Raw genomic sequence first — 21481 nt, 5'->3', positions numbered from 1 at the left:
GTCTACAGCTCCTTGACGCGGATGTCGCGGTACGAGATCACATCCGAGGTGCTGTGGACCTGGAGCCCGATGTAGCCGGACGAGTACCGCCGTCCGTCGGTGCCCGGGTCGTCGCCCCGCGGCGGTTCGAAGACCTGTCCGCCGGTGTTGTCGAACTCGTTGAGCAGGACACCGTTGCGGTAGATCGAGTAGTGCTGGTCCACCACCCGGATCTCGTAGTCGTTCCAGGTGCCCTTGGGCGTGACGCCGGCGCCGGCCAGACCGACCCGGTCGAAGCCGTAGACCGAACCCGTCTTGTACATGTCCCCGTCAGGCTTGTCGAGGATCTGCACCTCATGGCCGTACTTGATGGCGACCCACTCCGGACGGGACTCCTCCGGGTTGTCGTGGACGTTCGGGAAGCGGACGAAGACACCTCCGTTGGCGTTGCCGGTCCCCGGGGCGTCATCACGCCACTGCAGCTTCAGCGAGAAGTCGTCGTACTTCCGTCCCGGGAACCAGAGCATCCCCATGCCGTCCACGGTGGTGGAGCTGGTGATCGAGCCGTCCGCGTTGAGCCCGAACCTGCCGCCGCCGACCTGCTGCCACTTGGCGAGCGACGCCGCCGTGCCGTCGAAGAGCTTCTTGTAGCCCTCGTCCTGGCCCGGCCTGCCGATCCCCGACTGCCTGGCCGCCCGGTAGATCTTCTTGTGCTCCCGGGCGTCGATCACACCGTCCCCCAGAAGCCTGTCGAGCACCTTGTCGACGTGCTTGAGGAACAGCGCCTGCGAGGACCAGTCCTTCTCGTCCTCGATCAGCTCGTTGATCGTGCAGCGGTTGCCGGTGATGCGGTTGGGAATCCCGGTGTCGACGGTGCCGACGATGACGGTCAGCCGCTCGTCGAACTCCGGGCAGTTCGGAGCCGGTACGCCCCCGCTCGCGGCGACGGTGAACGAGACCTGCTTCGCCTCGGAGGTGTTGCCCGCCTTGTCGGTCGCCCGGTGGGCGACGGTGTGGTACCCGACGCGGTCGACGATGACGGTGTCCGTGTACGCGAGGTACGGGCCGCCGTCGAGGGAGTACTCGATCCGGTCGACACCCGACTCGGCGTCGGTGGCCGTCACCGTCACCTCGGCGCTGGTGATGTAGGCGTCGTCGGAGTTCTTGTCGCCGTCGGTCCTCGCCGTGGTGACCGGCGGGGTGTCGTCCTGCGACGGCGGCTCGACGACGGTGAAGCCGACGGACTGCTCGGCGGCGGTGTTGCCCGCCTTGTCGGTCGCCCGGTAGCGGACGGTGTGCGCCCCCACCTCGTGGACCATCACCGGCGCGGTGTACGGCTGCCAGGCGCCGTCCGCCCCGATGGCGTACTCGATGGCGTTGACGCCGGACCCGGTGTCGGACGCGGTCACGGTGACCGTCGCCATGCCCAGGTAGGCACCCTGGTCGTCCTTCTCGCCCGACACGGTCGCCGACGTCTCCGGCGGGGTGGTGTCGTCGGTCGGCGGCGCGGCGACCGCGAATTCCACGGACCTCTCCGTCGCCACGTTGCCCGCCTTGTCGGTGGCCCGGTAGCGGATGGTGTGCGTGCCCACCTCGTTCACCACGACGGGTGTGGTGTACGGCTGCCAGGCGCCGTCCGCCCCGACCGCGTACTGGACGGTGTCGACGCCCGAACTGTCGTCCGTCGCCGTGACGGTGACCGTGGCCTGGCCGATGTACGCACCATCGGCGTTCCTGTCGCCGTCGACCTTCGCCGACGTCTGGGGTGCGGTGGTGTCCGCGCCGCCACCGCCGTCGGTCACGGTGAGAATGCCCTGCATCGCCTGATGCCCCGGCATGGTGCAGTGGTAGAAGTACCGGCCGGGCGTGAGCGTGACCTCGACGGTGTGCTTGCCACCCTCGTCGTCAGCGGGGTTGGCCAGGATGTTCAGCGGTACGTCGTTGTTGAACTCGGGGTCCGACACGCTGAACGTCAGCGTGTGCGGCATGCCCGTCGTGTTGCCGGTCGCCGTGCTGTTCTCGAAGACGACGGTCGCCTTGCCGGCCACCGCGGTCGTCGGCGCCGACAGGTAGTGGTCGATGGAATCGCCCGCGGTCCAGGTGAGGACCTGCTCGGCGGCCGCGGTCTCCCGGGTGGCGTCACGGCCGTACGCGGCCGTCGAGGACAGTCCCAGGACCATCAGGAACGAACCCAGGAGTGCCAGCCACAACCGGACGGGCCGGTACCGGGGTCGTGCGAGGTACGAACGGTGTCTCACTTCGCTGCCGCCTTCCTGGCCAGATCCGAGGCGGCCGGCGTCGGCTCGCCGCCCTTGTACGTCACACGCCACAGCGCGGACTTGGAGTCGGAGGTGAAGAAGCCCCGCCCGTAGTCCAGGACGTACAGCGAGCCGTCCGGGGCGAACTTCCAGTCCATCAGGTTGCGGATACCGCTCTCCCCGACCGGGATGATCTTCTTCAGTGACTCGGCGTGGGTCGGCAGACCGCCCTTGCCGACTGTCGCCGGGTCGGTGACCACGGCGTGGCGCGGCTGCGTGTCGTCGTAGAAGTCGCCGACGAACCACTTGCCGTCCCAGTAGGAGGGCCACTTGTCGGCGCTGGTGCTCGCCGCGTCGTACCGGTAGACCGGGCCGTTCATCGTGGCCTGGCCGCCGCCCTTGAGCCACGGCAGCAGTTGCTTCTGCTCCTCCACCTTGTAGCTCGGGATGCCGTCGGCGTCGCGCGGGTAGTCCACGCCACCGCCCTGCGGCGAGTACCAGATGGTGTTGGAGGTGATCGGCGGCAGGTTCACCAGGCCGTCGTTGTTCGGCGACTCGTTCTTGGGGTGGTCGCAGTCGTACCATCCGAGCGGCTTGCTCGGGTCGGGCAGATTGCGGTCCCGGTACGGCTGCTTGTTGCCCATGCAGTACGGCCAGCCGTGGTTGCCCGCCTTGGTGATCGCGGCGAACGTGTCGTACTTCGCCGGACCCCAGGTGGTGCTCGGGGCGCCCGCGTCGGGGCCGACCCACCCCGCGTACAGGGTGTCGGTCGCCTTGTCGACGGAGATCCGGGCCGGGTTGCGCACGCCCATCACATAGATCTCACCACGGGTCTTGCCGCCGCCCTCGGCGGTCTCCCTGCCGGTGAACAGGTTGCCCTCGGGCAGGGTGTACGTGCCGTCGTCCTCGGGGTGGATCCGCAGGATCTTCCCGTTGAGGTTGTTCGTGTTCCCCGCGGTGCGCCGGGCATCGGCGAACGACACGCCCTTGTAGTTCGGCTGCGGGTTGTTCCCGGAGTAACCGTCGCTGAATCCGGACGAGTTGTTGTCGCCGGTGGCTATGTAGAGGTTGCCCTTGGAGTCCCACGCCATCCCGCCGCCCGCGTGACAGCAGCTGTGGATCTGGACCGGCCAGTGCAGCAGCACCTTCTCCGAGGACATGTCCAGCTTGTTCGTGGCCAGGTCCATGGTGAACCGGGAGACCTGACGCACCGCCATCTGCTTGTCGCGGTCGATCCCCGAGTGAGGCGTGTAGTGCAGATACACCCAGCCGTTCTTCTCGAAGTCCGGGTCCAGCTCGATCCCGAGCAGCCCCTCCTCGACCTTGACCAGCTCGTCGCCACCGCCCTTGTTGCCGAAGACGGTCAACTCGCCGGCGAGGGTCACCTTCTTGGTCTTCGGGTCGTAGACATGGATCTGGCCGATGCCCTTGCCGACATCCGGGTCGTTCCAGTCGGTGACCACCGGCTTGCTGCTGTCGGCGCCGCCACGCCCGATGTAGAGCACCCGGCCGTCGGGAGCTACCACCAGGCCGTGCGGCTCACCGATCTGGTCGTTCAGGCCCGGCTGATTGGGCTGGGTGACGCGCTCCGCACGGTAGTTGGAGGTGATCGTCGCCTTGCAGTCGGCCTGTGACAGCCGGGTCGTCCAGGCGAGAGCGCCGCGCAGGTGGTCGCGGAAGTCCGTCTCCGCGAAGCTGTCGGCGGTACCGCCCATCGCCGTGTAGAAGGACCGGCCGCCGTCGTAGTCACGGCACCAGGAGACCGGGTGGTCCCAGCCGTTGGCGCTCGCCCCCGGCTTGTACGTGATCTCCCGGACGCGTGCCACGGTGTGCACGTCACCGGACGGATTCTTCGTCCAGTTCAGCCACTTGTCGGGACGCTTCCACTCCAGCGGCAGGTTCCTGGTCGCCGGATGCTGCTGGTCACCGATCTCGACTGTCGCGCGCTGGACCGATGTCGGGCTGTCGGCTGCCGGACGGGCGCCGATCAGACCGGTGAACCAGTCCGAGTAGGGCTCGGTGCGTGCGGCGTCATGAATGCCGAGGAAGCCGCCGCCCGCCTCCATGTACGCCTCAAGACCCGCCTCCTGCTCCGGGTCGAGGACATCGCCGCCGCCGGTCAGGAAGACGACGGCGTTGTACGTGCCGAGCTGCTTGCCACGGGTGAAGACGGCCGGATCGTCGGTGGCGACGGTCTTGAACCGACCGGCCGCGGGACCGGTGAGCCCGATCTTCTCGATCGCCGCGATGCCGGCGTCGACGGTCGGCGACTCGTCGGTCGCCGAGGCGTGGAAGACCAGCACCTTCACGTTGGCCCCGCCGGGTGGCGACGGTAGGGACAACGTTGTCGCAATCGACTCCTCGTCCGCCGGATAGGGCCTGGCGGCAGCGGTGTTCCCGCCGAGTAACGAGACGGTCAGTGCGCCGGCCGCGACTGCGGCCGCGAGTCCGCGTCGCGATCTGGACCTGTGATGTGGCGCGCGCTGCATGTGGTCACCCACCTCTCTGTGGTCACTGCAACAGCATGTGGTCACTGCAACAGCGGATGAAGCTAGACCTCTTTTCGCGACTCGCCAATAGCTATGGCGGCAATGGCACGAACTTTGTCCTTAGTGTGGATAAACGAAGATCTCCGAGCTACGGTATGGCCCGTTCCGGGGGTCACATGCGCCCCGCCGGTCTCTGCAGACCTCCGCAACACCCGTCCAGATTTGGAGAGTTCGACATGGATCGCAGGAGTTTCAACCGCCGGTTCCTGGTGGGCGGCGGGGTCGCGGCGGCAACCGGGGTGACATCGTTGTCGCTAGGGGCGATCGAGGCCAGCTCGGCCGAACCCCCGCCGAGGACCGCTCCGGAGGGGGGCGTGGTCCGCCATCTCAAGCTGTACGCGGAGAAGCTGGCGGACGGCCGGATGGGCTACGGCTTGGAGAAGGGCAGGGCGACCGTCCCGGGACCGCTCATCGAGCTCAACGAGGGCGACACGCTGCACATCGAGTTCGAGAACACGATGGATGTGGCCGCCGGCCTCCACGCGCACGGCGTCGACTACGACATCGCGAGCGACGGCACCCGGATGAACAACAGCATCGTCGAACCGGGCGGCACCCGCACCTACACCTGGCGGACCCACGCGCCGGGCCGCCGGAAGGACGGCACGTGGCAGCCGGGCAGTGCGGGCTACTGGCACTACCACGACCACGCCGTCGGAACGGACCACGGCACGGGCGGCATCCGCAAGGGGCTGTACGGTCCGGTGGTCGTCCGGCGCAAGGGCGACATCCTGCCGGACAAGACGATCACCATCGTCTTCAACGACATGACCATCAACAACCAGCCCGCCGATGCGAGCCCCAACTTCGAGGCCACCGTGGGCGACCGGCTCGAAGTCGTCATGATCACGCATGGCGAGTACTACCACACGTTCCACGTCCACGGTCATCGCTGGGCCGACAACCGGACGGGGCTGCTCACCGGGCCCGACGACCCCAGCAGGGTGATCGACACGAAGATCGTCGGACCGGCGGACTCCTTCGGATTCCAGGTCATCGCCGGCGAACACGTGGGCGCGGGTGCCTGGATGTACCACTGCCATGTGCAGAGCCACTCGGACATGGGCATGGCCGGCCTGCTGCTCGTCGCCAAGGCGGACGGCACGGTGCCCGGCTACGACCCCCATGACATGCACGACATGCACGGCGCGACGGCCGCCCCGTCGAAGGGCGGCGGATCGGCGGCCGGCGGATCGAAGTCCGACGGATCGGCGGGCCACCCATCGATGGACCACCCATCGAAGGCCGATGCGCCGAAGACCGCCGGGTCAGGTACCGCGAAGTCCTGAGGGCCGGATCCCCGTCCTCGCTGTCGCCAGGCGCAGTTGTTCCTCCTCGACGATGCGCCGGACCAGACTCCCCTCGGACACGTCCACGGCGTCCGGCGTCGTCTCGGCGACGTCGCTGCGCCGTGCGTACGCGTCGAACAGCCGCTCCTTGCGGGCCAGGATGTCCAGCATCCGCTGGTCGACGCTGTCCACGGCCAGCAGCCGGTGCACCTGCACCGTGCGTATCTGTCCCATCCGGTGCGCGCGGGCCACGGCCTGGTGCTCCATCGTCGGCTTGATCTGCGGCTCGCAGAGGATGACGACGGAGGCGGCCTGCATGTTCACTCCGATGCCCCCGGCCTGGATCTGGCTCAGCAGCACCGCGTGGCCGTCGACCGCGCTGAACTCGTCGATCAGTTCCTGCCGTCGGGCCACCGGAACGTCCCCGGTGACCGGACCGAACACGGTGGCGCCCAGGGCCTCCCGTACCGTGGTCAGCACGGGCCGGAAGTACGAGAACACGACCACCTTCAGACCACTCCGGGACGCCTCGGCGACCAGCTCGCGCAGCCGGTTCAGCTTCGCCGAGGTCTCGGGGCGGGCATACGCGGCCTGTCGCATCCGCATGAACTGCCCGGCGGCGACCGCCTCCCGGTAGACGTCGAGATCGGCTCCGCTGAACTCCTCCCACTCGTCGACCTGTACCAGCGCCGGGAGTTCGCTGAGCACGTCCTCCTGGTTACGCCGCAGGTAGGCGGGTGCGACGGCCCTGCGGAAGGCGTGCGAACCGGCGACGCCACGGGTGGTGCTGATCGACGGAGCCAGTTCGGGCTGAAGATGACGCACCAGGCTGCGGAACTCCTCGACCCGGTTCTCCATCGGCGTGCCGGTCAGGAACAGCACGCGCTCGGTGTGTCCCGCCCAGCCGGACACCGCGCGCGAGCGGCGGGTGGCGGGGTTCTTCACGTAGTGCGCCTCGTCGACCACCAGCATGCCGGGCCGCCTGCCGCCGTCCCGTGCGGCCGGCAGGGTGTGCAGGGCGTCGAACGTGGTGAGGGCGACCCCGCCGCCCCCCTGCCATTCGGCGAACGCCGCCTGGCGCTCGGGGCCGTGCAGCGGGAGCACCCGCAGGGTGGACCGGGCCCGGACCTCCCGCGTCCAGTTGATCAGTACGCTCGCCGGGCAGACCACCAGGAAGTGCGTCTCGCCCCGGGCGGCGAGATGAGCGAGCGCGGCGATCGCCTGCACGGTCTTGCCCAGCCCCATCTCGTCGCCCAGGATCACCCGCTTCTGCGCGAGAGCGAAGCGTGCGCCGAACGACTGGTAGCCGCGCAGCGAGACGCGCAGATGGGAGTCGTCCAGGCGCAGCCCGCGCACCCGGTCCGCCATCGCCGACGGGAGGAAGCCCGCGGCGGCGTCCCGGTCGGGACCGGCCCCCGACATCTCGGCGAGCAGGCTGTAGTACTCGGCGGACCGCAGCTCGAAGTCGACCCAAGCCGCGAGGTCCGACTCAGGGTGCCGCAGGAGGTCGACGGACACCTGCCCGAACAGCAGCGGCAGTCCGCGCTCCGCCGCGCCGGCGACCGTGGTCCGTACGGAGGCGACGGCGGCGAGCGCCGCAGCGCGGGTCTCCCGTCCGGCGAACAGCATGCGCAGCCGCCCACGGGCCGGTGACGCCCCGGTCAGCGCGGGCTCGAGCCGTCCGGCGAGCCGGCGGGCGGCGTCCACCGCCCGCCGGACGTCGGGACCTGCCTCGACCAGCCGGTGCAGCGCCGTGACCAGGGCGGTGGTGGACTCGTCCGGTGCTTCCACGTCGATCCGGACGGCGACCGTGTCACGGACCGCGTGGGCGATCTGACCTGCGGCGGCGAGCGCCTGGTCGGCGGTCTGCGCACCGACGCCCGGAATCTGCCGGAGTTCGTACCGGTTCGCCTCGTGGACCTGGCCGACCGTCGTGTAACCGGCCTGTTCGACCGCGCCCAGGCGCAACCGGCCTTCGGTGACGTCCTTGAGCCGGGAGACCGGGATGGCGGCCAGCTCGCGGCGGACCAGTGAGTCGAGAAGGGGGACGAGGGCGGCGTGTACGGCGTCGACCGCCCGGGTGTGGTCGGCCAGCACGGCACGTGCCGCGTCGAGCTGCTGCTCGGCCCGTGCGATCAGCTCCCGGGCGGCCTTCCCCGTCGGCGCCCCGGTCGTCCTTGCCCCGGTCTCCGTCTCCCCGGCCTCTTCCATGTGCGTTCCTCTGTCCGCGCAGCCCGCGGCCGCCTTGCCCGGCACCTGCCCGAGTGAGACATATCGTGCCATGGGCAGCTGACCGCCAAGGCCGCTCGGGGCCCGGTCGGCGGTGCGTGGCCGGGGCGGCGCGTAGGCGTCCGGCCGGGGCGGCCGCCCTGTGCCGGGCCGCCTGCACGCCGGGCCGTTCTATTCTGCGCGGTCGACGGGCGCCGTACCCTACGCTCCGGCCGTGAGTGAATACGCCGTCAGTTACCTGATCACCAAGTACGACCCCGCCGACTTCGACGCGTCCGGCGCGTACACCGGTGCCGAGGACTCGGTCAGTGATCACGGTCCGGTCGAGTGCGCCTATCTGGAGGCGGTGGCCGCGTTCGCCGAGGAGGCCGGCGTCCTCCACCTGACGATCCGTGAACCGGAGGTCGCCGGCCTCGTCAACTTCGGCCTGGAGGCACCGGTCGCCGGGCACGGTCTGGCCGGGCTCTTCCCGCCTGATCTCACCGGATACCACGACGGAGCGGAGGTGTCCGTCCCCGTCGGGCTGGAACTCGTCCGGGCCATGCTCCGGGACAACGGAGCATGGTGCCGGCTGGAGGTCGAGGGCAGATTCGCCGTCCACGTCGGGTACGACCAGTACGTCTACGTGTCCGGCAGCGGGCCCAGCGAGGGCGCCGTGTCACGCGCCCGCGCTCTGGGACTCTTCCCGGTACGCATCCAGGCGTCCCCCTACATCCCGGACTTCGACGACCGGTCGGTGGAACAGCGGCCGGCGGACGACGACTTCTGGCAGCTCCTGTACCTGACCGTGCCCAGGGGTGGGACGTTGCTCGTCGAGGAGGGCTATGTGGCCAATGCGGCCCGCTGGCACCGTGTCACGCGCGCCGGTATCGGGAACCTCCGTGCCGGACTGGCTCCTCGCGCATGGCTGACGGTGTGGCCGGACTTCCTGTCCGATGACGTCGACGCGGTGCTCGGCGCGCTTCCCGGCGAGTTCCGCGCCGAGTTCGTGGTGGTGCACGCGTCCGGACGGATCAGCAGTTTCATGGCCGACGACGAGGTGCCGGAGGCTGGACTGAGAGCGTCGCTGGCCGGCGCAAGTGCGGTGGGCGCCGTGTCCCATTCCGGAGAACGGTCCGATCCCGAGCCGCTGTTCACCGCTGTCCTGCCGGACGACGACGGAGTGCTCCGTGCCCGGTGGGGAGTGGATCCGACTCCGAGCGACATCCGCTGGGCCGCCCTCAACAGGGTGACCCGCGGTGAGATCCGTACCGGAACCGTCACCTCGATCGCCGACTGCGGGGTGTTCGTCGACATCGGCGGGGTCGAGGGCATGATCAACGCCGCCGAACTGTCCTGGCAGTCCTTCGAGCGGTACACCGACGTCGTCGCAGTCGGCGACGAGGTCACCGTGGAGGTGCTCGATGTGGATCCGGCCCGGGAGCGGATCGCGCTCTCCCGGAAGGCGCTGGTGGAGGATCCGCTGCCGTCGTTCGTCCCGCGCGTCGGTGAGATCGTCCCCGGGCGCGTCACGAAACTGGTTCCCTTCGGTGCGTTCGTCCGCATCGGCGGCCTGCGGGACGGGTTCGAAGGCCTGGTCCGCAACTCCGATCCGGCCGTGGAACCAGTGGCGAGGCCGGAGGACGCCGTGCTGGTCGGGGACGAGATCATCGTGCGGATCACCGAGGTGGACCTCGCCCGCCGGCGCATGGTCCTGTCGCACTTGCCGACTCCCGGACCACCCGCCGACGTCCCGGACGGGGTCCGCTGATCACCTCAGGGCTGTCCCGTAGTCCCTGGCGGGCGCACGACGACAGCTCTACGGCACCTCACTGCGTTGTCGAACGCCCGAATACGCCCAGCATGAGGACGCTCCTCCGCCTTGCGATGCACCGCATCCGACGCCGCGCGCTGATCCACCAGGAACGGGACAGCCCTTACGGGCTGACCCGCGATTGATCTTGGGGCGTGTTGGTCTGGGGTTCGGCGGGCTGGTGGTTCAGCAAGCGCAGGTCGGCCCGTTACTCGTACCGGTACTTCAGCGAATCCGCCTCCGCCTGCTCGATGTCAGCGATCGTCAGCTCCGGTATCCGCAGCTGGGCCAGCGTCACCTCGGCCGAGGTCGGCTGGGCGTCCGCCGGTAGCCACTGCTCCGGCTTCCAGGCCCCGCTGCGCAGGAGCGACTTGGGGCAGTGCGGGTAGACCTCCTCGATCCCCAGCACCAGCGCACTGGCCGGCGGCTTGCCCACGGCGGTCAGCTGCGACAGCAGGTCCGGGCGGGTGGAGACGCAGGCCCGGCCGTTCACCCTGAGCGTCGTGGTGCGCCCCGGGATGAAGAACAGCAGCCCGGCCCGTCCGGTGGCGATGACGTTCTGCAGGGTGTCCAGACGCTTGTTGCCGGTCGCGTCCGGTATCGCCACCGTCCGTGTGTCCAGGACGGCGACGAACCCGGCGGGGCCGCCGCGCGGGGAAACGTCACAGTTGCCCTCGGCGTCCGCGCTGGCGACCAGGACCAGCGATGAGCAGCCGATCAACCGCTGCGTCTGTTCGGTGAGTTCGGTCATCTGCTTGCGCACGGCCGCGTCGCTGGGGAGTTCGTAGGCCCGGCGCAGCGCCTCCTGGTCGGGCACGGCGTCGAGTCGGAGCGAGTCGAAGGCGCTGCTGGCAAGGGGTGTCGTCATGCCCCCGACCCTAATGGGCCGACCTGCGATTGATCTTGGTCGGCGAGTGCGGGGACATAGAGACACCCGCGCGAGTTATCTGGTGTGTGAAGATCAAATAGGTCCGTGCGGCCATGTCTCATCCTGCCTTCTGCGGGCTGTCGCGCCGACATCTGGGCGAGTTGGTTACGGAACTCGCCCCGCGCTGGGTGGCGCGCTGTGAGTCTGGGCGTCATGGGCGACGTGAGGGCGACCGTCGGCGGGAGGCGGGGGCCGGGCCGAAGTACGAACTGGTCTTCACCGACCGGCTCCTGGTGACACTGGCCCATCTGCGGACTGGGCTCACCCATGAGGCGTTGGGCGACCAGACCGCCGTGCGCACCGAGGGCATCGCCGAGCAGTTCCACCGGCACCCCGGCGTGAAGGCCGAGGTCGACGATGGCTACCGCGGCCTGGCGAACGAGTTCCCCGACCAGGTCAGCGCCCCACCCAGGAAACCGAAGGGCATGAAGGCCCCGAACGACGAGCCCGTCACCGAACGGTACGGCTGGCGCGAGATGAAACGCCGCCAGTCCTCCCGCCGGATCTGTGTCGAGCACGCCAACGCCGAAGTCCGGCAGTGGCGCCCGCTCCAGCGGTACACCGGCCGCCGCGAAACCTATGGCGAGACTCACCTCGCCATCGCCGCTTTGGTCTCCGACGGCGCCGCCAAACGGCCCACCCGGCACAAAACCAGCATCGAGCTGATGCATGTTCGCGCCACGGCCTTCTGAACCACGACCCAGCCGAACCGCAGGCCAACACGTCCCAAGATCAATTGCGGGTCAGCCCGTTAGCCGGGCGTCCACGAGTGCCGTGCTCCGGCGCAGTGGACTCCGGCGTTGCGCGTACCGCGGTTGTCAGTGCCCGGTGCAAGACTCGGATGGTCAGGAGACACCCCGCGGCACGGGAGCGGGACCCGCTGAAGGAGCCACACGATGCTCACCACCGAATTTGTCACCGGAGCGCCCAACTGGCTCGATCTCTCCACGCCTGACCTCGAAGCGGCCGCCGCCTTCTACCAGGCGCTCCTCGGCTGGGAATTCGAGCCGGGCGGTACCGAGACCGGCGGATACGGGATGTTCACACTGAACGGCAAGTCGGTCGCGGGCGCGATGGCCGTACCTCCGGAGCGGGCGAAGTCGTCCTGGACGGTCTACTTCCGGACCTCCGACGTCGACGCCACCGCCAAGGCGGTCGCGCAGGCCGGCGGGACGGTGCCCTTCCCGCCGATGGACGTCCTCGACTTCGGGCGGATGGGCGGTTTCACCGACCGGGGCGGTGCGTACTTCGGTACCTGGCAGCCGAGGAAGAACCCCGGACTCGGCGCGGTGGGCGGCCCGCGCACGCTCTGCTGGGCCGAGCTGTACACCCCCGACGTGCCGGCTGCCGCGGCGTTCTACGGCATGGTCTTCGGGTGGGAGACCCACGGGGCGGCGCTCCCCGGCGGTGGCGGGTCCTACACCCTGATCCGCACCCGGGGCGGTGGCGAGGAATCCGAATTCGGCGGGCTGCTACCCCTCGGGACCGCACCGGTCCAGGCCGTGCCGGGACCGCACTGGCTGCCGTACTTCGAGGTGGACGACTGCGATGCCACGGTGGCGGACGTGGAGCGACTGGGCGGCAAGCTGACACGGGCGCCCGTGGAGAAGGCAGGCGTGGGCACGTTCGCCGACGTCGCTGATCCGTTCGGCGCGCACTTCGCCGTGATCAGGAGCGCGAACAGGTCGGAGAGCTGATTGCGGGGCGTACGGGCCGGGCATTGACGCATCGTTGATCAGTTGTTTATCGCGACCGGGCACTGTGTCGCCATGCTGATCAACACCGCGACCGACCCCGCACTCGCCTGGCAGGAGACGGCGCTCTGCGCGCAAGCGGGACCCGAGTTCTTCTTCCCCGCCCCCGGAAGCTCCACGCGTGAGGCCAAGCAGCTGTGCAACGCCTGCGAGGGCCGGGAGGCCTGTCTGGAGTACGCCCTCGACAACGACGAGCGGTTCGGCGTCTGGGGCGGGCTCTCCGAGAAGGAGCGGGAACGGCTGCGCAGAGCCGAACGCAACCGGGCCTGAACCGGGCCTGAACCCCTTCTCGCCTCCCGCCGTTCGACTCCGCGCGATCCTGCGCCCCTCGTCCGGGCATCCGGGCGGCAGATACCGCCGATGCGGACCGGACCGACGGCGCACTCGTGCGGGCCTCCGCCGCGGACAAAACCTGGGAGCGCGCAGGCCGCAGCCGGTTAGAATCTGCCCAATGCCCGGACGTAGCGCAGAGGCAGGCGCGCCGCCCTTCAAGGCGGATACGCCGGTTCGAATCCGGCCGACCCTGGCAGGTCGCCCCCTCGGGGCCCCGTAGCGCAGAGGCAGGCGCGTCCGCATGGCATGCGGAAGGACGCCGGTTCGAATCCGGCCGGGTCACGAGGGGGCGGATCCATGGACAGTGGCATCACGGACGGGGAACTGGCGGCCTTCGACCGGCTCGTCGGCCGGCTCAGGGCGTTGCCCCCCGACGATCCCGCCCGGCTCCGCGCCGAACAGGTCGCCTTCTCGTTCGCGCGTGACGGGCGCCGGGGGCGGCGCAGGATCCGGGGTGAGCAGCGGGCCGCTGCCGACGCCGCCGTCACCTCGGCGACGGCGACCGGCGCCACGGACCGCCGTGAGGACGCCGCGCTGGACGCCGGTCCGGTGCCCGCCCGTCCGGCGGGAACGCTGGCGCGGCCCCGGCGTTGCTACATATGCAAGGGCCGGTATCGGCAGGTCGACGCCTTCTACCATCTGCTCTGCCCGGACTGCGCGACGGAGAACCGGTCCCGTCGCGCACTCTCCACCGATCTGTCGGGGCGCCGCGCCCTGCTCACCGGCGGCCGGGTCAAGATCGGGTTCCAGCTGGCGCTGATGATGCTCAGGGACGGCGCCGAACTCGTCGTCACCACCCGCTTCCCGCACGACACCCTGCGCCGCTTCCGGTCCGTCGAAGACAGCCCGGAATGGCTCGGCCGGCTCACCGTCGCCGCCATCGACCTCCGCGACCCGCGCCAGGTCCTGGGCCTGTGCGAGCAGTTGCGCGACGCCGGTGAGCCGCTCGACATCCTGATCAACAATGCCGCCCAGACCGTGCGCCGCCCGCCCGGGTCGTACGCGCTGCTGGCCGCGGGGGAGCGCGGCCCCTTGCCCGCCGGAGTGCTCCGCGCCCCCGGCTACACACCCGTGACCGCCCTCGAAAGGCACTCCGCGCCGAACGCATTGGCACTGGTGCTGCCCGACACCGGGGAGACCGGGCTGCTGCCCGGGCTCGACGAGGCGGGCCTGCTGCCCGGCGTGGACGAGGCGGGCCTGCTGCCCGACACCGCACCCGTGAACTCCTGGTCCGCACGGATCGGCGAGCTGGACCCTGCCGAGGTCCTGGAGACCCAGCTCGTCAACGCCCTGGCCCCCGCGCTTCTCTGCGACCGTCTGCTCCCGCTCCTGCTGGCCTCCCCGCGGCCGCGGCGCTACATCGTCAATGTCACCGCGGTGGAAGGCCGGTTCGCGGTACGGAACAAGACCGGCGGACACCCGCACACCAACATGGCGAAGGCCGCCCTCAATATGCTGACCCGTACCAGCGGCCCCGAACTCGCCTCCCAGGGCGTTCACATGTCCGCCGTCGACACCGGCTGGATCACCGACGAGAACCCGGTGCCGACGAAGGAGCGGATCGCCGCCGGAGGCTTCCGTACGCCGCTCGACATCGTGGACGGCGCCGCCCGCGTCTATGACCCGATCGTGCGCGGGGAGGCAGGATCGCCCGTTTCCGGGGTCTTCCTCAAGGACTACCGGGAAGCGGCATGGTGACCGCCGGTCACGGCAGCGGTCCGGAGCCCGGAGCCCACCCGCCCCCGGGTTCCCGCCGCTGCCGCCTCGATGCGCGGCACACATAAACCCCTGGGAGTACTTCGGACCCGCAGGGCACAATCACTCCCGTGATCGATTCCCTGCTGGACGCGCTGGACTCACTTCCGTACCCCGAGCGGATGCGTGAACTCACCGTACGGGCGCGCGGCCTGGCCGCCGACGGCGGTCTGCGACCGGTCCTGCTGGAGCTGGAACGGCGGGGCCCGTACGAGCGGGGCCTGGCCGTCATCGCCGCGGCGGCCGGCGGGGACCGCGACCGGATCGCCGCACACCTCGCGGACGAGGACGCTTTCGTCCAGGCCCATGCCCTGCGGGTGGCGCGCAGTCTCGGCGTACCGGACGCCGGGTACGAAGCGGCGCTGGACGACGCCTCCGAAACGGTACGGCGCAGGCTGATGCGGGCGATCGTCGCGGAGCGGCGCACCGCGCTCGCCGACCGGCTGATCGACGGGGTGCGTGCGAACTGGGGGGACGCCGAGGCGGCCCGTCTGCTGCCGGGCTGTTCGACCCCCACCGTGGCGAGACTGCTGCCGGAGCTCTTCCACGCGGTGGGCTGCTGGTCCGCGCTGGGCCGCCGCCACCCCGGCGCGTTCCTCGACGCCGCGGAACGGGACCTGGCCGGCGGCCCCGAATCCGCACGTGACGGATGGTGGCAGTGGTACGGGCACGACCGTGGGGTCGCCGCGACCGTCACCGACTGCCCGCAGCGGGTCCTCGACCTGCTCGAACGCTACGGTCCGTCGCAGCTTCCCACGCCTCTGCGCCGGAGGCTGGGCCTACTCGTCGCCGCCGACCCCGCACGCGTCGTACGGCTGCTGCTCGGCCCGCACGGCTTCGCGATCCGCCGCAGCGGCGCCCTCACCCGCACCGTGCTGCGCCGTCTCGCCAGAACGGCGCCGGAGACACTTCTGGTCGAACTGGGCCGCGCCATGGACGGATTCTCCGAGCGGGACCTGCTGATCCAAGCACTGCCACCGGGCCGTCGCGTTGCCTTCCACACCGCGCTGGCCGACGGCCGGGGCGAGGGTTCGGCCGTCACCGTGGACGCCACCCTGCTCGCCGCGCTCCCCCGGATCTCCGTGGCGCGGCAGGCGCGGCGCATGGCGGACCGGGCCCGCGAGCGCGGCGCTCCATGGAACTCCGTCCTTCTCGCGGAGTCGTTCCTGCCCGTCCCCGAGGTACGGGAGAAGCTGCTGGCCGCCACCCGCAGGCCGGCCGCCGACGACCGCGCCGAAGCATGGCCGCTGCTGATCCACAACGCCGGACGCTCCGCGGACCCGGCCGCCGTCGCCGCCGTCCTGGACGACATGGGCGGACTCCGCAACGAGCAGGACCCCGTCCGGTGCGCCGCACTGCACGCCCTGCTCGCCGTTCCGCCCGGCCTCCTGACCGACGACATGGAACCGCGGCTGGACCGGATCGCCACCGATGCGGTCGAGGCCCGTGACTCCTCCCCGGACACCCGCCGCACGTTGAGTTCCCTCGCTCTCGCCGTGCTGCGCACCCACGCGGCCACCGGGCGGCGCGCGCTGGTCAACTGGGCGCTGCGCACCCTGACCAGGCTCTCCGGGAACACCGGCGGCGCCGACCTCGGCCGACTCGACCGCACACTGCGGCGCGGCCAGGAACACACGGTTTTCGAGGCGCTGCGACCCTGGCTGGAGGCGGGCGCCGAGAAGTCCGACTACGGGCTGGTCCTCGCCCTCGCCCGGGCGGTGGGCCGTCGCGCGGCAGCCATGGAAGACCTCCAGGAACTGCTCTGGCAGGCCGTGCGCTACGGGAACGGCTCCACCGCGCACGCCGCCGTCGACCTGTGGCTGCGGGCGCCCGCCGGCCGGAGCGCCCGCGTCGAGCAGCTGCTGGCCCATGAACCGTCCGCCGCCGTGCTCCCCGCGGTGCTGTCGGTCCTCACCGGGCGGCGCACCGACCTGCTCGACCGGTTCCTCGGCGACACCCCTCCGTACGGACGGTTCCTCATCCGCGGCACCCCCTGGACCGTGCCGGTCGGACGCGAGGCGCGTCGCTGGGTCCCACGTCAGCAGCGGGCCGCCGCCCGCGCACTGGAGCGGTCGGTGCGGGACGAGAAGCTGCCGCTGTACACCCGGGCGGCGGCGCTGGGACAGCTGGCCGCGATTCCGGAGGCGGGGGCCGAGGCGCTGCGCCGCTGGACCGGGTCGTCCGAGGTGGTGCTCGCCGAAGCGGCGCTTGCCGCGCTCGCCCGGACCGACCGGCCCGCCGAGGTGCTGGCCGAGCTGTTCGGGCACACCGCGGACGACCGGGCCCGGGTCGCCGTGTACGCGGCGAGCCGGGCCTCGCGGGCGGTCCGGCCGTCCCGGCTCGGTCCCCTGCTGCGGGACCGGGTGGCGCCGGGCACCGGCAAGGTCACCAGCCGCAAGGAGGCCGTGCGGATCGCCGCCACCCGGCTGCCCGCCGGCGAGGCGGCCCGCGTGCTCGCCGAGGCCTACGCGCTGCCCGGCCAGCACCCGGACGTCCGGGCCGCCTGCGTGAACTTCGGCACGGATCTGCTCGGTGACGAGCGGATGTGGGCGGTGATGGCGGACGCGGCGACCGGCGGCGGAACCCTGCGGACAGCGGTGCTGCGGCCGATTCCGGCGGAGCTGCCCGAGGCGCACCGGCCACGCTACGCGCAACTGGTGCGGCAGGCCTGCGCCGCCGGCGACGAGGAGTCCGCCGAGCTCGGCCACCAGGCGCTGGCCCGCTGGGTGCCGTGGGCACCGGGGGCATGCGCGGTGCTCGTCGACGCCCTCACCGACCTGGATCGCCGCCGCGACTGGCAGTCCGCCGCCTCCGCGCTGACCGGCGCGGCCGCCACGGCGCCGGAGGCCGCCGCCGAACTGAACCGGGCACTGACGTCGCTGACCACCACCGACACCGCCGACGACGCGGGTTCCGAACGCGACCGGCCGGCCCGGCAGCGGATCGACCACCTGGTGCGGCTGCTGACCGCAAGGACCGTGACCCACCGGCCCGAAGCGCTCCAGCAGGAACGCACCGCCGCCGCCGGCATCCTCGCGGTGCACCGGGACTTCGTACCGCAGGCCGCCGCGCTGCTCACGCACGCCGTGGACCTGGACGCCGCTGCCGACCCGCTGCACGCGTCGCTGGTCCGGCTGGCCCGCCTGCACGACGGGCGTCCCGTGCTGGCCGCTCGTACCGCGCAGACACTCGCCACCCGGATCACCTACGCGCACCGGTCCGGCACCGGGGACACCGACACCCTGCTCACGGTCGTGGCCCGGCTCGGCGCCACGGGGGACGCCGCGGAAGGGCTGTTCGCCGCCGCACTGACCGCCGCCGGAGGCGCCCGCACCGCGTGGACCGGGCCCTGGCGCACCCAGCTGAGGCTGCTGCGCCAGCACCCGGTCCCGGATGTGCGCGACGCCGCCCACGCAGAAGTGACGGCCCACGAGTGAGCGGTCTCGTGGGCCGTCGGGGAACTACCGAATCCGCGGGTCAGGCGTTCGCGCGGGCCGCCATCCGGGCCTTGCGCGTGGCCAGCTTCTCGTCGAACTTGGACGCCTCACTGTCCAGGCCGCCCATGTACAGACCCAGCTCCTCCTGCGCCTGCAGCCCGTCCGGGCCGAGTCCGTCGATGTCCAGCACCTTCAGGTAGCGCAGCACGGGCTGGATCACGTCGTCGTGGTGGATCCGCATGTTGTAGATCTCACCGATCGCCATCTGCGCGGCGGCCCGCTCGAAGCCGGGCATGCCGTGGCCGGGCATCCGGAAGTTGACGACGACGTCGCGCACGGCCTGCATCGTCAGGTCGGGCGCGAGCTCGAAGGCGGCGCCGAGCAGATTGCGGTAGAAGACCATGTGCAGGTTCTCGTCGGTGGCGATGCGTGCCAGCATGCGGTCGCAGACCGGGTCGCCCGACTGGTGGCCGGTGTTGCGGTGCGAGACGCGGGTCGCAAGCTCCTGGAAGGCGACGTACGCCACCGAGTGCAGCATCGAGTGACGGTTGTCGGACTCGAAGCCCTCCGCCATGTGCGCCATCCGGAACTGCTCCAGCTTGTCCGGGTCGACGGCGCGCGAGGTGAGCAGGTAGTCGCGCATCACGATGCCGTGCCGGCCCTCCTCCGCCGTCCAGCGGTGCACCCAGGTGCCCCAGGCGCCGTCGCGGCCGAACAGGGAGGCGATCTCGTGGTGGTAGCTGGGGAGGTTGTCCTCGGTCAGCAGATTCACCACCAGAGCGATCCGGCCGATGTCGGAGACCTTGGACTGATCGGCCTGCCACGCCTCGCCGTCCTCGAAGATGCCGGGGAAGTTCCGGCCGTCGGAGAACGGGACGTACTCGTGCGGCATCCAGTCCTTGGCGACCTTGAGATGGCGGTTGAGCTCCTTCTCCACCACCTCTTCCAGGGCGTACAGCAGCTGCGCATCGGTCCACGCCTGCGAACTGCCGAGGTGGGGAGAGGTGATCGTCACGGGGGCTCCTGGGGACGGGAGAATTACCTACGGCCTCGTAGGTTACGAGACCGTAGGTTAAAGCGGGAGTAAGGCTGCCGCCAAGCCCGTCCGCGCGAAGTCCGATTACGTACCGTTATATGTGCAGGTCGGATGGGCATGTGGAGAGCCAGGTCACGCACTCGCCCCACTGCTTGAATCGGTCGATATCCCCCTTATTGGTGTGTCACGTGGCGGAACTCGCTGATTCCGCCTGCCGGTTCACCCGGGCCGGCCCTGCTCCCGGCCGCGTCGCCGACGGGCCGGTGTGCCTCCCGTGGTCCGGCCGGGGAACCGGTGGGGCTCCCCGGCCGGACCCGCTCACAGGCTCTCGCGCACCGCGTCGGCCGTGGTGTCGCGCAGTTCGCCGTCCAGCATCAGCCAGCGCGAGATCCCGAGGGATTCCAGGAACGGCACGTCGTGACTGGCCACGATCAGTGCTCCTTCGTACGACTCCAGGGCCGCCGTCAGCCGACGCACGCTCGCCATGTCCAGATTGTTCGTCGGCTCGTCCAGCATCAGCAGCTGCGGCGCGGGTTCGGCCAGCAGCAGCGCCGCCAGCGCCGCACGGAACCGTTCCCCGCCCGACAGGGTTCCCACGGGCCGGTCCGCCCGGGCACCCCTGAACAGGAAGTGCGCCAGCCGCGCCCTGATCCGGTTGTCCGTGGCGTCCGGTGCGAACCGCGCGACGTTCTCCACCACGCTCAGCCCGTCGTCGAGCACGTCCAGGCGCTGCGGCAGGAAGCGCAGCGGGAGCTGGGCGGTCGCCTCACCGGACAGCGGCGCCAGTTCACCGGCGACGGTCCGCAGCAGCGTCGTCTTTCCCGCACCGTTACGGCCGACCAGCGCGATCCGCTCGGGGCCGCGCAGCTCGAAATCGCCGCGTACCCGCGCCCCGTAGGCGAGTTCCAGATCGCGCAGTACCAGCACACCCCGGCCTGGATGGACCTTGGTGTGCGGCAGGTCGACCCTGATCTCGTCGTCGACGCGCACCGCGTCGACGGCGTCATCGAGGCGTTCCTTCGCCTCCGACAATTTCTCGGCGTGCATGATGCGATGCTTGCCCGCCGACTCCTGGGCGGCCCGTTTGCGATTGCCCATGACGATCTTCGGCTCGCGCTTGGTGTCCTCCATCTTCTGTCCGTAGCGCTTGCGGCGGGCCAACTTGACCTGGGCATCGACCAGTTCGCGCTTCTGCCGCTTTACGTCGGCCTCGGCGACCCGCACCATGCGCTCGGCCGCCTCCTGCTCGACGGCGAGCACCTCCTCGTACGCGCTGAGGTTCCCGCCGTACCAGGTGACCGATCCGTCCCGCAGATCCGCGATCTGGTCGACCCGTTCCAGGAGCTCACGGTCATGGCTGACGACGACCAGGACCCCCGTCCAGGCGTCGACCGCCTCGTACAGCCGCCTGCGGGCGTACAGATCCAGGTTGTTCGTCGGCTCGTCCAGCAGCAGCACTCCCGGACGGGCCAGCAGCAGCGCGGCCAGCCGCAGCAGCACGCACTCGCCGCCCGACATCTCGCCGATCGTACGGTCGAGCCCGATGTGACCGAGTCCGAGCTGGTCGAGGGTGGCACGGGCACGTTCCTCCACGTCCCAGTCGTCTCCGACGGCCGCGAAGTGCTCCTCGCGCACATCACCCGACTCGATGGCGTGCAGGGCGGTCCGGGTGGCGGCGACACCGAGTGCGGAATCGACCCGCAGTGCCGTGTCCAGGACCAGATTCTGCGGCAGGTAGCCGATGTCGCCGTGGATCTGGATGCGGCCCCCGGAAGGGGTCAGGTCACCGGCGATCAGTCGCAACAGGGTTGTTTTTCCACAGCCGTTGAGGCCGATCAGGCCGGTCCTGCCGGGGCCCACGGCCAGCTGGAAGTCGTCGAAGACCTCGCTGCCGTCCGGCCAGGTGAAGGAGAGCGACGAGCAGGCGATATGAGTCAGTGGGGTGGACATACGGTTCTCCCGGTTGCGAGGAAAGGCAGGAAGCAACGGGTGAGACACCGGTCACGGGCGTTCCACGGACACGGCCGAGGGGGAGTCCCGGTTGCGGAGGACGGCTCGAAGAGCTGAGGTCACACTCGGGCGCGCATACCTGACAGACATGGCAGACCCGAACGGGATGCACTGTCCGGACACGGCGCGCAA

At 70.5% G+C, this 21481-nt stretch carries 13 protein-coding genes and 2 tRNA genes; 9 read left to right on the top strand and 6 right to left on the bottom strand.

Annotated features, from left to right (window positions below; all coding sequences use genetic code 11):
* Positions 1–2: 2 nt before the first annotated feature.
* Together ACFVXE_RS00130 and ACFVXE_RS00125 are read right to left on the bottom strand one after the other, a co-directional pair.
* The gene (locus ACFVXE_RS00130; protein ID WP_389667584.1) at positions 3–2237 is read right to left on the bottom strand and encodes an OmpL47-type beta-barrel domain-containing protein; all 2235 of its coding nucleotides are present in this window, start codon (positions 2235–2237) and stop codon (positions 3–5) included.
* Positions 2234–4726, bottom strand: a complete 2493-nt coding sequence (locus ACFVXE_RS00125) for a ThuA domain-containing protein (RefSeq protein ID WP_389667582.1) — start codon at positions 4724–4726, stop codon at positions 2234–2236. The genes ACFVXE_RS00130 and ACFVXE_RS00125 overlap by 4 nt, the downstream gene beginning before the upstream one ends.
* A gap of 236 nt (positions 4727–4962) precedes the next feature.
* On the opposite strand from ACFVXE_RS00125, the gene ACFVXE_RS00120 reads away from it, so the two are divergent.
* Positions 4963–6075, top strand: a complete 1113-nt coding sequence (locus tag ACFVXE_RS00120) for a multicopper oxidase domain-containing protein (RefSeq protein ID WP_389667581.1) — start codon at positions 4963–4965, stop codon at positions 6073–6075.
* Here ACFVXE_RS00120 and ACFVXE_RS00115 read toward each other — a convergent pair.
* Positions 6055–8286 (bottom strand): DEAD/DEAH box helicase, encoded by a 2232-nt coding sequence (locus tag ACFVXE_RS00115; protein ID WP_389667579.1) that lies wholly within the window; start codon positions 8284–8286, stop codon positions 6055–6057. The two genes, ACFVXE_RS00120 and ACFVXE_RS00115, sit on opposite strands and share 21 nt — an antisense overlap.
* Positions 8287–8518: 232 nt before the next feature.
* Between ACFVXE_RS00115 and ACFVXE_RS00110 the strand changes: the two genes are divergently transcribed.
* Positions 8519–10054 carry a S1 RNA-binding domain-containing protein gene (locus ACFVXE_RS00110; protein ID WP_389667578.1) on the top strand — a complete coding sequence of 512 codons (1536 nt, stop codon included), beginning with the start codon at positions 8519–8521 and terminating at the stop codon, positions 10052–10054.
* Positions 10055–10304: 250 nt separating this feature from the next.
* On the opposite strand, the gene ACFVXE_RS00105 is transcribed toward ACFVXE_RS00110, so the two are convergent.
* Positions 10305–10964, bottom strand: coding sequence for an MSMEG_1061 family FMN-dependent PPOX-type flavoprotein (locus tag ACFVXE_RS00105; protein WP_389667576.1), 660 nt, complete (start codon positions 10962–10964; stop codon positions 10305–10307).
* A gap of 113 nt (positions 10965–11077) precedes the next feature.
* Here ACFVXE_RS00105 and ACFVXE_RS00100 point away from each other — a divergent pair, with 113 nt between their 5' ends.
* From ACFVXE_RS00100 to ACFVXE_RS00070, 7 genes are all read left to right on the top strand, one after another.
* Positions 11078–11716 carry a hypothetical protein gene (locus ACFVXE_RS00100; protein ID WP_389667575.1) on the top strand — a complete coding sequence of 213 codons (639 nt, stop codon included), beginning with the start codon at positions 11078–11080 and terminating at the stop codon, positions 11714–11716.
* Between the two features lie 204 nt (positions 11717–11920).
* On the top strand, positions 11921–12721 hold the full coding sequence (locus tag ACFVXE_RS00095; protein ID WP_389667573.1) for a VOC family protein: 801 nt from the start codon (positions 11921–11923) through the stop codon (positions 12719–12721).
* A gap of 72 nt (positions 12722–12793) precedes the next feature.
* Entirely contained in the window at positions 12794–13048 is a 255-nt protein-coding gene (locus ACFVXE_RS00090) for a WhiB family transcriptional regulator (protein WP_389667572.1), read from the top strand.
* Positions 13049–13231: 183 nt separating this feature from the next.
* A tRNA-OTHER gene (locus tag ACFVXE_RS00085) sits at positions 13232–13307 on the top strand.
* A gap of 13 nt (positions 13308–13320) precedes the next feature.
* A tRNA-Ala gene (locus ACFVXE_RS00080) sits at positions 13321–13395 on the top strand.
* Positions 13396–13408: 13 nt separating this feature from the next.
* The gene (locus tag ACFVXE_RS00075; RefSeq protein ID WP_389667570.1) at positions 13409–14809 is read left to right on the top strand and encodes an SDR family NAD(P)-dependent oxidoreductase; all 1401 of its coding nucleotides are present in this window, start codon (positions 13409–13411) and stop codon (positions 14807–14809) included.
* A gap of 128 nt (positions 14810–14937) precedes the next feature.
* The gene (locus tag ACFVXE_RS00070; protein WP_389667569.1) at positions 14938–18303 is read left to right on the top strand and encodes a hypothetical protein; all 3366 of its coding nucleotides are present in this window, start codon (positions 14938–14940) and stop codon (positions 18301–18303) included.
* Positions 18304–18343: 40 nt separating this feature from the next.
* On the opposite strand, the gene ACFVXE_RS00065 is transcribed toward ACFVXE_RS00070, so the two are convergent.
* Both ACFVXE_RS00065 and ACFVXE_RS00060 read right to left on the bottom strand, forming a co-directional pair.
* Positions 18344–19318 (bottom strand): acyl-ACP desaturase, encoded by a 975-nt coding sequence (locus tag ACFVXE_RS00065; protein WP_389667567.1) that lies wholly within the window; start codon positions 19316–19318, stop codon positions 18344–18346.
* Between the two features lie 339 nt (positions 19319–19657).
* Positions 19658–21289, bottom strand: a complete 1632-nt coding sequence (locus ACFVXE_RS00060; RefSeq protein ID WP_389667565.1) for an ABC-F family ATP-binding cassette domain-containing protein — start codon at positions 21287–21289, stop codon at positions 19658–19660.
* Positions 21290–21481: the final 192 nt, after the last annotated feature.

This window comes from Streptomyces sp. NPDC058231 (genome assembly GCF_042882275.1).
GTDB lineage: Bacteria > Actinomycetota > Actinomycetes > Streptomycetales > Streptomycetaceae > Streptomyces.
Note: the sequence above shows the minus strand (reverse complement) of the source record. Positions and strands in the feature narration are given on the sequence as shown.